This is a genomic window from Adonisia turfae CCMR0081, from assembly GCF_011009555.1.
Taxonomy (GTDB): domain Bacteria; phylum Cyanobacteriota; class Cyanobacteriia; order Phormidesmidales; family Phormidesmidaceae; genus Leptothoe; species Leptothoe turfae.
In genome coordinates this window covers 1,649,939-1,665,441 of sequence record NZ_QXHD01000004.1, presented here as the reverse complement: position 1 = coordinate 1,665,441, position 15,503 = coordinate 1,649,939, and the positions used below count along the sequence as shown (strand labels likewise).

At 47.2% G+C, this 15,503-nt stretch carries 10 protein-coding genes; 1 reads left to right on the top strand and 9 read right to left on the bottom strand.

Translation table 11 applies throughout. The features are described 5' to 3' along the window. Positions 1-25: 25 nt before the first annotated feature. The 8 genes from DXZ20_RS11345 to gcvH form a co-directional block, all read right to left on the bottom strand. Positions 26-3,850, bottom strand: a complete 3,825-nt coding sequence (locus DXZ20_RS11345; RefSeq protein WP_163698259.1) for a two-partner secretion domain-containing protein — start codon at positions 3,848-3,850, stop codon at positions 26-28. Between the two features lie 297 nt (positions 3,851-4,147). Further along, the gene (locus tag DXZ20_RS11340) at positions 4,148-4,498 is read right to left on the bottom strand and encodes a HepT-like ribonuclease domain-containing protein (RefSeq protein ID WP_163698257.1); all 351 of its coding nucleotides are present in this window, start codon (positions 4,496-4,498) and stop codon (positions 4,148-4,150) included. Next, positions 4,488-4,790, bottom strand: a complete 303-nt coding sequence (locus DXZ20_RS11335) for a nucleotidyltransferase family protein (RefSeq protein WP_163698255.1) — start codon at positions 4,788-4,790, stop codon at positions 4,488-4,490. The genes DXZ20_RS11340 and DXZ20_RS11335 overlap by 11 nt, the downstream gene beginning before the upstream one ends. A gap of 349 nt (positions 4,791-5,139) precedes the next feature. Next, positions 5,140-8,001 (bottom strand): GUN4 domain-containing protein, encoded by a 2,862-nt coding sequence (locus DXZ20_RS11330; protein ID WP_163698252.1) that lies wholly within the window; start codon positions 7,999-8,001, stop codon positions 5,140-5,142. Positions 8,002-8,104: 103 nt separating this feature from the next. Next, positions 8,105-8,482, bottom strand: a complete 378-nt coding sequence (locus tag DXZ20_RS11325) for a HEPN domain-containing protein (RefSeq protein WP_163698251.1) — start codon at positions 8,480-8,482, stop codon at positions 8,105-8,107. After that, positions 8,479-8,802, bottom strand: a complete 324-nt coding sequence (locus DXZ20_RS11320; RefSeq protein ID WP_163698249.1) for a nucleotidyltransferase domain-containing protein — start codon at positions 8,800-8,802, stop codon at positions 8,479-8,481. The genes DXZ20_RS11325 and DXZ20_RS11320 overlap by 4 nt, the downstream gene beginning before the upstream one ends. 303 nt (positions 8,803-9,105) lie before the next feature. Further along, positions 9,106-12,018 carry an aminomethyl-transferring glycine dehydrogenase gene (gene gcvP, locus DXZ20_RS11315; RefSeq protein ID WP_163698247.1) on the bottom strand — a complete coding sequence of 971 codons (2,913 nt, stop codon included), beginning with the start codon at positions 12,016-12,018 and terminating at the stop codon, positions 9,106-9,108. 195 nt (positions 12,019-12,213) lie between these two features. Next, entirely contained in the window at positions 12,214-12,606 is a 393-nt protein-coding gene (gene gcvH, locus DXZ20_RS11310; RefSeq protein ID WP_006515337.1) for a glycine cleavage system protein GcvH, read from the bottom strand. A 359-nt stretch (positions 12,607-12,965) separates the two neighbouring features. Between gcvH and DXZ20_RS11305 the strand changes: the two genes are divergently transcribed. Next, on the top strand, positions 12,966-13,766 hold the full coding sequence (locus DXZ20_RS11305; RefSeq protein ID WP_163698244.1) for a M15 family metallopeptidase: 801 nt from the start codon (positions 12,966-12,968) through the stop codon (positions 13,764-13,766). Between the two features lie 128 nt (positions 13,767-13,894). Here the strand turns inward: DXZ20_RS11305 and DXZ20_RS38485 are convergent, their stop codons facing one another. Further along, positions 13,895-15,406 (bottom strand): radical SAM/SPASM domain-containing protein, encoded by a 1,512-nt coding sequence (locus DXZ20_RS38485; RefSeq protein ID WP_163698242.1) that lies wholly within the window; start codon positions 15,404-15,406, stop codon positions 13,895-13,897. Positions 15,407-15,503 lie beyond the last annotated feature (97 nt).

The following is a 15,503-nucleotide window of genomic DNA, read 5'->3' as shown; positions in this document are numbered from 1 at the left end:
ATCGTAGATGTTAGGGTGGGTTAATTTAGCACTGACGACCTAAGACTAATCGGCCATCTGTCAGCTGATATAGAGCATTAGGCTCTTGCAATGATATCGATGGTGTGGATGTGACTAATTGTACTGTCTCGGTGGAATAGTTTGTCAGACTCACGTCATCTGGACCGGCAGGTAAGTTATCGCGACCAGTGATAATTAATGAGCTTTGGTCGTCGGTAGCACCGGCAGCGATGCAGCTACTGGCCGTGATTGTTGTTGGGTCGATAAGGGTATCGTCGAGTTCAGTTAGGCTGTTTTCAAGGGTATCGGTGTTGAGGGTGGCGAGGTTGACGGTACCGTTGATGCCTAGCTCGGAACTGGCAGTGATATCGCTGAGGGGGGTACGTTGGGGTCGGGGTTGAATACCAAAAACACCTCGGGCAGTAATGTTAACATTGCCGCCAGTGCCTTCAAATGCGTCAGCGGCGATATCGCTATTTTCGTTGGGGATGGCAACAATAAAGGGGCTGTTGATGGTAATGTTGCCGCCGTTACCAGAGGCTTGGGCGGTACCTGCTGTGGTGGAGATAAGACCTTGGTTGCGGAGAAGCAACAAATCATTGAGAGTTATGAAAATGTTGCCGCCATCGGTGCTAGCGGATTCAGCGATGATTTGACCACTATCGTTGAGAAAAATTTCTGGTGTAGTACCCGCTGTACCGATGATGATGTTGCCTGCGGTACCGTTAGCGGTAGAGCGTACAGAAAGTATACTTTGGGCACTTAACACTTCAGCAAGCTCAGGATCAGCAGCCACTAGATTGCTAAAGTTGGGATTTCTACCTGCCACAAGCACCCCTTGAGTGGCGTCAATGCGAAGATTGCCAGCCACTCCACTACCTTGGCTACTCGAAATTATCTGACCGCCGTCGAGTATCTCCAGACGCCCCAGGGTAAGAATAATATCTCCTCCCGGTTGGGAATTGTTAGTATCAGCCAACAGTGCAGCTTCCTTCAAAATTAATAAAGGAGCAACAATACGAATATCATTTCCTTCACCAGTAGAGGAAAGCTTATCACTTCTAGTATTAATGCCTGCATTACCTTGTATGAGAATGCGATCGCGTGTCGTAATTACTACCTTGCCTGCATTCCCAAGTCCAAACGTGCCTGTCGCTAGAGAGGCACCATTGAGCACTTCCAGCGTCCCAGTCGTAATCACGATATCGCCACCATTACCGTCCGTAAAAGGATTGAGTACGCCACTAGTAGCCCCACTACCAAACACACCATCAGCACTGGTGCCTTCAAACCGAACGCGACCACGAACATTAATCATAATGTCCCCTGCATCCCCTGCATCCTCGGTATCAGCATCTAATCTTGCTCCATTGATTACGTCCAGCGCTCCAGCCGTAATCACGATATCGCCACCATTCCCATCGCCATCCCTTTGAACACGACTGGAGGCTTCGCTGTCATTCAAGACAACACCATCTTGAGCCATAATTACGATATCGCCAGCATCTCCCGCCCCAGACGTCGCTGTTGTTAGGCCAGCATTAAGTACATCCAGCGTTTCAGTCGTAATCACGATATTACCTGCATCCTGAGTACCGGATGTTGATGCTGTTAGAAATGCCCTATTAAGTATCTCTAGTGTTCTAGCCGTGATTGTGATATTGCCGCCACGCCCTTGAGAACTGCCAAATACCCGACTACTGCCACTACTATCCTCAAACCGCACCCCATCACGAACATCAATAACAATACTGCCTGCATTTCCACTGCCGTTAGCATCGGTCTCTAGTCTTGACCCATTGAGTACGTCTAAGCTTCTTGCCGTAATCTCGATAGCGCCACCATCTCCATTCGTTGTAGAGAAAGACCTGCTAGAGATATTGCTATCATTGAAGACAACACGATCTTGAGCCATAATCACCACATCGCCTGCATTCCCAGCCCTAAAAGTGGAAGTTCTTAGGCGTGTGTCGTTGAGCACCTCCACTGTCCTCGCCTTGAGCACGATATTACCGCTATCACCAGTTCCAGCAGAAACAGACCTGCTAGAGATATTGCTATCATTAAAGACGACACGATCTTGAGCCGTAATCATCACACCGCCTACATTTCCAGGTCCAGATATTGATGCGCTTACATCCGTGCCATCGAGCACCTCCACTGACTCTGCCCTGATTCGAATATCACCGCCCTGCCCTTGTTCATTAGACAGATTAGTAGCTACGACCGCGCCCTCAAACCGCACCAGACCCTCAGCGTTAATCACAATATCCCCAACATCCCCAATACCGGACGTCGCAATCAAGGCGTTAGTCACTGTCACATTGTTACGGGAGTCAAAATATGCATTTTCCACCTGACTATTTAGCGCCCCCCTAATTCTGTCTGCAAAAATTCCGAGATCAAAGAGTCCGTCGCCTGTGATCAAAATATTGCCTGTTAGAGTTTCATTGGGCTGGTAATGATTCGTTAACAACACCAACCCATTAGCGGCCCAAAGTGCAACATCACCAATTTCAATATTTGCACCAGATGGAATATTGGTCTCAGATATAGGAACTGGCAATAGGTCAAATGTGTTGTTATCAAAGCCTGTTAACAGACTAAGGGGTGGTTCTCCAAGCGCTTCAGGTTTGACCCCAGCACGAATATCTAATGTTGGCTGTGCACCACCATCCACCTGTACCACTGTGTCGTCTAATAGGGTAATGGTTTCCCGCAAAAAATCTACTCCTAGGGCACCAGCATCTGGCTCTGTGATGATTGCAGTGCCGATCTTCACTGATCCGCCTGCTAAGATGTGCAGCGAACTTCCCCTATATCCATCAATTTCTACATCTCCCAGGGTGCGAATAATCGGATCCACTGGGCTCTCTAAACTGCCTAGCGCACCATCTAGGGCCTCTACTCGAAAATCACCACCACTCCAGTAGTGGGCATCGCCACCCACCGGATTTGCTGACTGTAACACCATGTTGCCATAGGAATATAGCCCGCTATCCCTATGGCTCAAAGCTAAAATGTCCACCTGCTCACGGCCCTGTACTCGAAGTTCATCACCAGCAAAGCCGACAAAAGGGTCCGTTGCCGTATCTCGAATCTTGACGTTTTCTGCCAGCAGGGTCAGGTCATCTCCAGCTGCCATCTGTCCTTGTAAATCCAGAGTATTAGCTACCATAGCAAGATTCTCTTGAGCTGCTAGCTGCCCTCGGCTTGTAATATCTCCAGAATTTCTCGTTAAGTACTGACCAACCAATACACTTGGAGACACCGTCAACAATTGACTTGTATCCGGTGCAGTAGCACTGTACACGCCATTACCTAACGAAATTGCCTCCTCCGTGGTCACATAAAATGACCCTTCCACATCCAGCACCGCCTGCTCGCCAAAGATAATGCCGTTAGGGTTTACAAAAAACAAATCCGCTGGTCCATCCACCCCCAGGGTGCCAAAAATATCTGACCCGTCATTCCCGGTTACTCGACTGAGAATGGACTCTACATCATCAGGATTCGCGAAATAGACCCGTTGCCCGGCATTCACGTTAAATTCTGAAAAGCTATGGAAGAGATTACTATCTCGTTTGGCTCCTCCATCTATCAAATCAGCTATATCATCCTGAATTATTGCCCCCGATATTACTGTGGAACCTTCATTACCTAGAGTGGCATCGGGCACAATCTGAGCCTTGGCAGCCATCGCTGACATAACCACACCAGCACTGGTTAACAACAAACTGGCAAGCGTACTGCAAATGACTAACTGTGGTATTTCCCTAGCCTTAGGCGCAACAGCAATAAGCTTTTCTTTGAAAGACCTCTTAGGCGGCTGATTTCCAGGTAAAGACATAGCGCACGTTCATCTAAGGGATTTTATGCACTTATTCTACTGAAAGCAAACGTTATTACATGTAGAATTTACAAGAATTTGTCGACTCATAGACATCAAACCTGTAGGTTGGATTCCACACCACTAAAATCTCTCGCCTGCACACAACAACCTGATTAACCCAACATTGCCAAAATCCCACAATACGAACCATAAAGCGGATCGGGAAATACACGACGGTTGGATTTGTTGGGTTTCATATATTCAACCCAACCTACGCATTGGCTACATAGAAAGAAAAATTATTCTTCGCTATATCTAATCTTCTGCTTCACTTTCTAGTAGACGCTGCAACGGTTCTACCAATAGAGGAAGCTCCTCATGAATACCTTGCCATACGATATCCAAACGAACCTGGAAATACTCATGGGCAATCACATTCCGAATATCGTTCATTAAACGCCAGGGTACATCTGGTGCACGGTCTTGAATTTCCTCTGGAATTTGCCTAGCAGCTTCTCCAATAACAACGTATTTGTACAATATTGAATCAACCAGGGTTTCATTTTTAGAAAATGCTTCATAGGTCAGCCCTGACGTTCGCTGTCTAATGCTTTCAATAGCGATTAAAATATCTCGGACACGTAATTTCCAAGTCCTAGAAGACACGAATTTTATCCTCTAAAACAGGCTGTCTTAAGTGTTCTTTCAATGCATCTTCAGTGCCAATATCTACAGGATACTGAAGCAGATCTTGAAGAAATAACCTAATTTTACTCAGACCAAATAGCCCGATAGGACGGGAAAACTCTACTAAACAATCAATGTCGCTATCGGCAGTGGCCTGATTTCTGGCAACTGAGCCAAAGAGCTGCAACGAGGAAACACCTAGCTCCTGTAGAACAGGTTGCTGGGCTTTAAGCTGAGCTAGAATTTCGTCTCGAATAGGAACCGACTTCATAATTAGTTGGCAAGTATGCATTCATCGTAGCAAAGCATCGTAAGCCATAGACGAGAGAGTGCGATCTCACAGCTAAAGGGTAAGCCCCAAAGGGAAACAAACCCTGAGAAAAATTTCTATGACAAAGTTGAGACCTATCAATTAAGTACATTTAAACAACACGATCGCACAATCGTAGGTTGAGTTGAGCTTATCGAAACCCAACAATATCAAGCATTTTATAGTTTTACATATCGCGATTCATGCCCCAACATGGCCCACATTTTATATTGGCAACTGCTTTATATTTTCAATCCCATAATGAATTATCCGATTTTGAGATATTGGCATAATTATTTTTTGATAGTTGCTAAAGTCCACAAATATGAGCACGAGAAAATATGGCTGTCTTACGAGATGCTCGGAACAGACCATTCCATTCGCAAAATGGTAAGTGCCCTTTTGGACCAGAACCATCCAGTCTTAAATTATATGTCCAAACACCATTTTCTCTCCATCCAACAGCTACTCCAAATCCTATTGCTGCTATTTCATAATGCTGAAAATCAGCGACGCCACCAGCATCTAAATAAATCTCTTTTTGTATGCTGAAACCAAAGCGCCCTCCACTAAATTTCAGCCATAGTTGGTCAATTAGCTGTAGGTCTTTGCAAGAAAAGTTTCTAATATTTTCTACATCTAACCAGTCAGATTCTAACCAGTCAGATTCTTGCCAACCTACAATCTCTAGCATGACCTTCTCAGTTTCTTTATCTGCCTCTTCCCAACGGTTATTAACTAGATAGTTAATAAGATTTGCATAACGCATATGAATCCGCTCACGAACAACATAAAGAAGATCACCAGCAGTCTTAGTTGACTGGGTAAAAGCTTGAAGATCTCCATTTAATAGAATCGCTTCAGTAGTGGGAATCAGCTGCTGCCCTTTACCATGTGGAGCTAAGCGATATTTTTTCAGGATTTGCCTCCATTCTACCTCTGTCGGTAAGCGATAATCATAGACAGCATTGTCTGGTGCGAGCCCAGTTTGTGTACTTAACCAAGCACAAAACCAGTTAGCTTCATCCCAAGTAAGCGATAAATGAGATTGTTGGTCATTAAGCTCTGACTGCAACCATTTCCCAGGATTGACTGGAGCATTAAAGTGATTATTAGCTACATCCTGTAAGAATAGCCAATATTCTCTTCCTGAAATAGAAGAATCCCGAATAACAGTATCATTATCAATTGGAATGAGTTCATTAAAATTCTTCTTCAGAACTATCTCTGTAAACTCTCGAGAAAACTGGCATAAGTCGACACCTCCTCCCAAGGAATACGCTTGTTGACTACTACCATCTAGTATTAATTTTAGCCCTGCATAAGAACTGACTGAAGCGAATTCAGCTTTATCCAGCAAGACTGCATCTAATTCTTTTCGTGTATTTGTAGAAATCTCTCGTCCTTGATTAGAACAGCGTTTAGCTAATTCTAATAAGTAAAGTTCAGATGTTTTTGAATATAGTTGCAATAGAGTGTGAACTATTTGAGTCACATCTTTCTGGGATGCATAAAAACAGATTATCTCTTGCCAGTGGTCATTGACTAAATTCTCAAACAGAATCTTTTCTCCTGCTTCACCTAATTCCTTAACATGACAGGCTGCTAAATATTCCTGAAACGTTTGGTGACTAAACTCATATAATTCCGTTTCTTTTTCTACTAAAAGTCCCGAAATATCACGTATCTCTTCCCAAAACTGTTTAGACCCAAACGATTGCCCTTTGGTACATCGAGCAAGCTTCTCTGCGATCCAAGGTGTCGCTTCCACTAGCGTAAACTGCGTAGTCTCTCTCTGCACCATCTCCCAAGCTAATAACTGCAACAACGCCTTATTCTCTGTCGCCGTCAGACTCAGCTTGGTCCCTTTCGCATAGGGACGAGTTCCCAGAAATAAATTACAAATGCGCTCATATAGCTCCACCCGTCGCTTAGGCAAAAACGTATCCGCCCGATGAGTGTTCGCAATCAACGTCAGCAACAACGGATTACTGGCAATGGCCGTTAGTTGGATATCTGCAAACAACTGCTTTCTTAAATCAGCCGCACTTTTTTTCACCTCATCCTCAATGTGAGCACTAACCTGTTCAGAATCTAGCTGCTCTCCTCGTTCCTGCTGATTACTGCTCCACTCCCGCTCATACAACGCCCGATACCAGTTATTGATAAAGGTTTCCTTTTGAGGATTATTAAACTTCAGCACTTCTAGCCGAGTATCAACTTCAATCGGATGACTAGGCTCATCAGGCCGCAGGTCAAAGCCATGGGGCCGCGATGTCAAAATAAACTGCACATTGCCATAATCCTGCATCTGAGTATCCACCCAACGACGCACAGCCTGCCGCTGAGCTTTGGGTACCTCATCTAACCCATCAAACAGCACCACGCATTTGCCCTCTTTAAGAACCTGATCAAACCAATGTTTTGAAGGCTTCAGGTTCTTACAGCCTCGCTGTTTTGGAATATGCTCCACAATCAGCTCACTCAAGGAGCAAGTCCTTTGTTCGTCCTCATCTATCCACCGTAATAGTCCATAAATTTCTCGCAAGCGCAGCAGTACTGGAATAAACTGCGGAGTATCGTCCGGTGGGTCAATGGCATAGGTACGGGTCAAATGGCGCATCAGTGTCGTTTTGCCATAGCCCGGAGCTGCCAAAATTGCGATACGTCGATGGGGTGACTGGCTCGGTGTTTGATAACGTTTGGGCAAAAAATCCCAAATTGTTTTCTGGCCTGATAGATTCAGCTGGTCACGGGTTTGAATCTGCAGCGGCACATAAACCTTATCCAACGCTAGAGGCTGTAAGTTTTGAAAACCTTCTAGTTCAATGCGATCGCACTGAACCTTCAACGCCTCCAAATACTGCTTATCAAAGCCACGATTCAGTACCCTTGACGTCGCTTTGTCGAATTCCTCATTCAATGCATCTGCTGTTTTTTCACCAGAAGACTTCAATCCAGATTTCCACTTGTCGATAATCGGCTGCCCAAAGCTGGTAACCAAACTGGTCGTCAGAGAAATCCCAAATGAGATAGCCGCCTTTGGAATGTCCTCTAGATAAAGGTTGTATAGGCCATAACCGCCACCGCCAAGCACCAAAAACTTGGTCAAAGCATCAGCAAGTTTTTCTTCCAGAGACTTATTATCGGGCTGATTTCCAGGCGAAGACATAGGATGCAACTGAGGAACTCACGTCCCTATTCTACTCATGTAGCATCAGTACCGCGATAAAGCTCAGCCACCGAAAACTCCAACTCAATACTGATCAAAATAATCACAGTAAATTCCGCTCTGCCAATGCAATAAACCGCTCACTCTGCTGAATCAGGATCTGTACCTCATCCAAACTCAGATTAGTATCATCAATGTTGTAATCACCTTGTGTTCTCTTATCTTGAGCATCGATCAAATAACGATGCAACTCAACGGGAACCAAACCTGGCTTAGCAATCTCTCTACCAAACGCTGAAATAACAGCAGAATGACTAGAAAAGGATAGTCCCTTCTTCCACAGGAACGCCTCGGCAATGTAAAACATGGTGTAATACGCCCTTGAACCAGCAAAGTCATAAAGGCCGTTATCAGCCAAGAGTTTAGAAGCTACTAAACTTTCTTTTGCCTTATCGATAAATGCATTCAGGTTAGCTGTCATACAGTCATACCTTCTTTTTTAATATTAGAGAGAAAAGGATTATTCTCTGTATGAAACTTCTCTACAGAAATAAAATGCCGTGAGATCACCACATCAAATTCAAGACACAGGTGTGCAATAAACTGGCTTGTTCTATCAATTTCCTGATAAGGATTGACTTGCTCGTTCAGAACTACCAAAAGATCTATATCAGAATCTGAACGACTATCCTCCCGAGCTTGGGAGCCATACAAGATAATACTTTGCAGCCGTTCCTGATACAGGTTGCTAAGAAACTGCTTCACTTTTTCTAAAATTAACGCTAGATCAGGATGTTTCATTGCAGCATTTGTCCTACAAAGACTAATTTTAGCAACTCTTAAGGGAGCAAAATGCCGCACTGACCGCCTAGATCCATTCTCTAGATTCATTGTAGACAGCTAGTTCCGCAGTTGTTCTAAAAGGGCAGCGTCTGCTGGTTGTAGATGATTCAGTAGTATGGCAGCTTGAGTTGCACATAGCTACAGACGAAAGCTGTTAGCGATCGCAAACTAAATGCACCGAGCCAACAAAAAAGAGATTGCTAGACAATATTTTATGCACTGTATAAACGTGATAACTAGCCAAACATTGGCAATCAATAACTACGCTTCGTAGGCCTCCATGGGTAGGCAGGAGCAGACTAAGTTGCGATCGCCATAGGCCTGATCGATCCGATTCACCGTCGGCCAGAACTTACGGTTCTTGGTCCACTGTGTGGGATGTACCGCCTGCTCACGACTGTAGGGTCGATCCCAATCAGCCGTCAGATCCACCGTCGTATGGGGCGCATTCACCAACGGATTATTATCCTGGGGCAGTTCACCCGCCTCAATTTGGCTAATCTCATCACGGATGGCAATCATTGCTTCGCAGAAGCGATCCAGCTCTGCCAAAGACTCACTTTCAGTCGGCTCCACCATAATGGTGCCTGCCACCGGCCAGGACATCGTGGGCGGATGGAAACCATAGTCAATCATGCGCTTGGCAATATCATCCACATTCACATTGGCCGACTTCTTAAAGCCACGCAGATCCAATATGCACTCATGGGCAACCAAACCAGCATTGCCCTTATAAAGAATGTCGTAGTGACTTGCCAAACGCTTGGCAATGTAATTGGCGCTGAGAATCGCTGTTTCAGTGGCATGGAGCAGACCAGCAGTCCCCATCATCTGAATGTACATCCAGGAAATGGGCAGAATGCTAGCGCTTCCCCAGGGGGCAGCTGCAACCGCACCGACGGACTGCTCAGTGCCCAGGGCGGGCGTCAGACTATGGCCAGGCAAGAAGGGCACCAGGTGCTTTTGTACACCAATGGGGCCAATACCCGGGCCGCCACCGCCGTGGGGAATACAGAATGTTTTGTGCAGATTCAGGTGACACACATCGGCACCAATGTCCCCCGGGCTACACAGGCCCACCTGAGCGTTCATGTTGGCCCCATCCATATATACCTGACCACCATGCTGATGAATGAGGTCGCACACAGTGCGGATAGTGGCTTCAAATACACCGTGGGTGGACGGATAGGTAATCATCAAAGCCGCTAGCTTATCGCTATGCTTCTCAGCCTTGGCAGTCAGATCCGCCACATCAATGTTGCCGTCGTCATCGCACTTAACGCTGACAACTTTCATACCGGCCATGACAGCACTCGCTGGGTTTGTACCGTGGGCAGATTGAGGAATTAAACAGATATTACGGTGCTCGTCACCTCGTGACTGGTGATATTGACGAATTACCAACAGACCAGCGTACTCCCCCTGGGACCCGGCATTGGGCTGTAGAGAAATGCCAGCAAAGCCAGTAATCTCAGCCAGCCAGGTTTCTAGTTGCCCAAACAAAACCTGATAGCCTTGGGTCTGCTCCAAAGGCGCAAAGGGATGAATCTGACCAAATTCAGGCCAGGTGACCGGCATCATTTCAGCGGTGGCATTCAGCTTCATGGTGCAGGACCCCAGGGGGATCATGGCCGAGGCCAGGGACAGATCCTTCATTTGCAGCGCGTACATATAGCGCAGCATCTCGGTTTCTGAGTGGTAGCTGTTGAATACTGGATGGGTTAAATAGTCACTGGTACGGGCCAGCTCTGTGGGGATAGTGGGCTCAGACTTAAGCAGTTCTATGGCTGGCATCGGCAGCTGGCCTGCAAATACCTTAAGGAGATGGATAACAGCCTCAGGGGTGGTGGTTTCATCCAGGGAAATACCAATGGTGGTGGCATCAATGCGGCGGAGATTAATACCTTGGGTGAGGGCGCGATCGCAAATCTCCCCAGCCTGCTCACCCGCATCCACCGCCAACGTGTCAAAGAATGGCGCTTGCGGCAGCTCAAACCCTAGCTTACTCAGCCCTGCCGCCAGAACCACCGTCAACCGATGTACTCGGGTGGCAATGGCCTTGAGTCCAACTGGACCGTGGTACACCGCATACATGCTGGCCATGACCGCCAGCAGCACCTGGGCCGTACAAATATTGCTGGTCGCCGAGTCCCGACGAATGTGCTGCTCACGCGTCTGCAAGGTTAAGCGCAGAGCCGGTCTGCCCTTACTGTCTTTGGAAACACCCACCAGACGACCGGGCAGCTTACGGGCATAGGCCGTCTTAGTGGCAAAGTAGGCAGCATGGGGACCGCCATAGCCCAATGGCACACCCAAGCGCTGGGTATTGCCCACAGCAATATCTGCCCCCATCTCGCCCGGAGCCTTTAGCAGAGTCAGGCTCAGTAGATCGGCGGCAACGGTCACCAGCGCCCCCGCTTCGTGGGCAGTGGCAATCACATCGGTATAGTCGGTGATCGCCCCAGTACTGGCGGGATACTGCAACAGCAGACCAAACAAAGGTTGACTAAAATCGGGAGCCTCGCTGACCACCACGTTAATTCCCAAGGGCAGCGCACGGGTTTGAATCACTTCAATCGTTTGGGGATGACAGCTGGCTGATACCCAGAATGTCTTGGCGGCCTTGGCGGCTTTGTTTTTGCACACGCCTAGACTCAGGGCCATGGCTTCAGCAGCAGCCGTGCCTTCGTCCAGCAGCGATGAGTTGGCAATTTCCAGCCCCGTCAAGTCGCTGACCATGGTCTGGTAGTTCAGTAGCGCTTCTAAACGACCCTGGGAAATCTCGGGCTGGTAAGGGGTGTACTGGGTGTACCAGCCGGGGTTTTCTAAAATATTGCGCTGGATGACGGGCGGGGTGATGCAGTTGTAGTAACCGAGGCCAATGTAACTGGTAAGGACCTGATTTTGGGTTGCGATCGCACGAATACTCTGTAACGCCCCATGCTCACTCATCCCCTCTCCCACAGACAAGGCACTGGCTAATCGAATCTCACCAGGCACCGCTGTATCAATCAGTGCTTCTAGACTGTCATACCCCAGCACCGATAGCATCTGAGCGATGTCTGTCTTAGTCAGACCGATGTGCCGTTGAGGAAAATCATTGGGTACAGCTAACTCATTAGCCCAGGTATTTGAAATGGTTGCAGACATCGACTCAGACTGTTCGTAGGACATCAATAGCTCCAGATAAAGCAGTTTTATGGACTGACACCAGCAAGCTGAACACCAGCTGAACCAACAAGCAAAAACCATCAGACATAAGCTGATGGCTACAAGTACTTATTCTTACCTATTTCATTGGGGATTTCACCTGCAATTCAAAGCCTGCTTTTCAAATATGGCACCTCTGTAAGGGCGTTGAATGTCCCCCTACAGACCCTCGACCTGTTCGGTATATTCCTCAGCCGTCATCGTATCGTCATCAATATCATCCAAATCATCAGCTTTGACCCGAATCAGCCAGCCATCACCATAGGGGTCATCACCAATTTGCTCCGGGGCATCTAGCAGCTGATCATTGCGCTCAAGAACCTCACCATTCACAGGAGACTTTAGATCTTCTACCGCTTTGACAGACTCAATCGTGCCAAACTTCTCACCAACTTCTACGTTATCACCCAAATCAGGCAGTTCCAGAAACACAACATCACCCAACTGGTCAATGGCAAATTCTGTGATGCCAATGGTAACGATGTCACCGTCAATCTTTAGATACTCATGAGTATCGGTATATTGCAAATTGTCAGGATATTCAAAGGCCATGGGGGTTCCTCAACAAGTCCATAACTTGTGAACAATAAGCCGCTGCTGATTCAGAGGATGAATCAATCTGCAAGACGGGCAATTAGCCAAGACTTTACAGATGGAGCCATACTTAGGATCAGCAACGCCCACAATGAGACGCCCAATGCCTGTGATCACAGGCCTTAAGCATGTTGCTCCCTGATGGATAGCATTCGTTGATGAAAGTTTGCCACGGAAGTTGGCCCAATTGATAGAGGTTTTAGACTTTTTCTTGGTTTTTATAGGATTTTTTTTGTTAACTTGCCTCAAAAAAACATTGATGCCATACACTAGCCGCAGAACGTATGAGTGACCCATTCACAGACCCTGGCAAATCCATGGCAAATTTTACTGACGATATCCCTGAAGCTAGGCGTGAAACCTTGATGGCAAGCGCTGAGCCAGCGTTAGCTAATTCTCCTGCAAACATCACACCGTGGATTTTCCTGACGATGGCAGTCTTAGGGTTGGGCAGTGCCGGGTTCTGGTGGCTAAGGCCCAGTACATCACTGACAGATGCACCTGACATTGAAGCACCGCCCGCTACCACAACCAGCTCTGCCGTTGCTGCAGAGACCCCGGATGTCACTGCCAACACACCAGCAGCCACTCCAGACAGCAATGAACCGGGTAGCCCCAATAGTCTTTTGGGCCATCGTCCTTACGATATTGCCGATGCCACTAGTCTGACCCCATTGTCGACTAATGCCATGGTGCGGCTCAAACCTGAAGCCGCTCAAAAGGTGGAAACAATGATCACCGATGCTAAAGCGGTGGGTGTACGTTTGGGTGTTATCTCTGGGTTTCGTTCCTTAGAAGATCAGCAATACTTGTTTTTTGACCTGAAGGCAGAACGGGGCCAAACGACTCAAACCCGTGCAGAGGTCAGCGCCCCTCCTGGATATAGCGAACATCACACAGGCTACGCAGTTGATTTTGTTGACCTCTCACAACCTGCCACTGAACTCAACGTCTCTTTTGAAGAGACTCCAGCCTTTCGCTGGCTAAAAGAGAATGCAGCCTACTACGGCTTTGAAATGTCGTTTACTAAAGACAACAATCAAAATGTTGCCTATGAGCCCTGGCACTGGCGATATGTGGGCAATCAAGAGAGTTTAGAAATGTTTTATCAGGATTAGTGCGTGTCAACGCTAAGAATTCTGGTTATGACAGTGAGTGGTGAAGCGCGAATTGTGGGGAAAAGGATGTATTCAATACGATTGAAAATCGCTATAAACTACGTCCAAGAATGTCGGCAATACCCAATTTAATAACCGTGGCATTTAAGTAAACGTAATCCTTCCAATCGTAACAGTTCTGGATAAAGGGTTTGGTAAATAGTACAGTTAGGACTTTTTACATCCCAACGGCCAGTAACGCGAAAGGTTTCCACCGGGCAACCCCCCGTACAGCGGTAGCGATAGGTACAGGTCTGGCACTCTGGCTTTTCCTGTACCGATAGGTTTTGAATCGGACCATGGGCCAATGTAGGCAAAAGCTGATGAGCATCGAGATGATCGCTAATCGGCTGATCCAGGTGCATTTGACATTGGGCCACTTGCCCAGTGTGAGTGACCACCGCGTAGGTTTGCCCCACACCACAGGTGTGGGTATGGGCCTGGGATTGCACCTTATCCAATAGGCCATTGACCAGGGGGCGCGACGGTAAATTCTGCACCGTTGCCTGGTCAATGGTCTGCTCAATTACACGATAGGCAGCTTGCATGCCCTCAATAATAGTCTGCTGTTCTAGTTCAAAGTCTTGACGATCAGCACTCAACGGAGTTTGGCGATAAAAGTTCAGACTAAAGGGCCAGTTGTGGTCAAGTATCCACTGTACTAAATCCGCTAGATAGGGCGCACTGGCCCCCGTAACTGTGACACTCAGGTGTAGATCAATTTGACGCGGCTGCACTAAATTTTCTAACGTGTGCATTACCTGTTCAAAGCTCGCCCCTCCTCCTTTGCGTGGACGTTGCCGATCGTGGACGGCACCCAAACCATCTAAGGAGACCATTAAACGTACTTGCGTCGATTCAAACCAGTTCAACATGGTAGAAGTCAGGGTAACTCCGTTGCTGAGTACCACTTCTCTTAACTCCAATCCCGTTTTTTGGGCTAATGCCATGGCCCGTTCATGTAGTGTTTGAACCAGGGAAAAGTGAAGTGTGGCTTCTCCTCCAGCGTATTTCAGCTTAATTCGAGAAAATCCCTGACGACAAGCAGCGGTAAAAAGATTGTCTACAGTTTCTAAGCCCGTTTCTAAGCTCATATGGGCAGACGATTTACGCACATAGCAATAGGGACAATCCAAATTACAGGCATTAGTAACATGTAACCAGGCCGTCAGCTGATCGGGGGCAGTGGGTTGAATCTGAGGCTGATGCCCGGTGGGAATCAATAAATTTTGTTGTACCAGTTCATGATCGATTGTCTCTTTTAATGGCTGGGCCTGTTGGTGAAAGGTTTGGTATCGCTGCCATGCGGCTGGATTCAACACACTGGGACCAGCAGGAGCAAAGGGACTAAACGCCAGTTGATACCCCTGGCGTAGAGACACCGTATAGGTTTCTGGCCAGGTAGAGAATGTAGTGTCTAATAGGTTTGTTGTGGTAATGGTAAAAGGCGCGTTAGGACAAGCACAGTCGCAGTCTGTTTCACCACTATTGACCACATTGTCAGCCGATTTGCTAGTCAGCAACTGTGGGGTTTGCAAAGCACTAGAAGACGGCTGCAATGTTTGATTGCCTAAATCTTCTGATTTATGTAAGCCAGACACGGCGATCGCCTCAATTGTTATTGATATCAGATTCAGCCTGGGAAGACTCTTTCCCTTCTTTCTTAGAGTGATTTCCAGACTGCCACTTGAGGGTCAC

What these genes read in the sequence shown, in the direction of transcription:
- DXZ20_RS11345 (WP_163698259.1), bottom strand. Translation starts at nt 3,850, where the DNA reads ATGTCTTTACCTGGAAATCAGCCGCCTAAGAGGTCTTTCAAAGAAAAG.
- DXZ20_RS11335 (WP_163698255.1), bottom strand. Translation starts at nt 4,790, where the DNA reads ATGAAGTCGGTTCCTATTCGAGACGAAATTCTAGCTCAGCTTAAAGCC.
- DXZ20_RS11330 (WP_163698252.1), bottom strand. Translation starts at nt 8,001, where the DNA reads ATGTCTTCGCCTGGAAATCAGCCCGATAATAAGTCTCTGGAAGAAAAA.
- DXZ20_RS11325 (WP_163698251.1), bottom strand. Translation starts at nt 8,482, where the DNA reads ATGACAGCTAACCTGAATGCATTTATCGATAAGGCAAAAGAAAGTTTA.
- DXZ20_RS11320 (WP_163698249.1), bottom strand. Translation starts at nt 8,802, where the DNA reads ATGAAACATCCTGATCTAGCGTTAATTTTAGAAAAAGTGAAGCAGTTT.
- gcvP (WP_163698247.1), bottom strand. Translation starts at nt 12,018, where the DNA reads ATGTCCTACGAACAGTCTGAGTCGATGTCTGCAACCATTTCAAATACC.
- gcvH (WP_006515337.1), bottom strand. Translation starts at nt 12,606, where the DNA reads ATGGCCTTTGAATATCCTGACAATTTGCAATATACCGATACTCATGAG.
- DXZ20_RS11305 (WP_163698244.1), top strand. Translation starts at nt 12,966, where the DNA reads ATGGCAAATTTTACTGACGATATCCCTGAAGCTAGGCGTGAAACCTTG.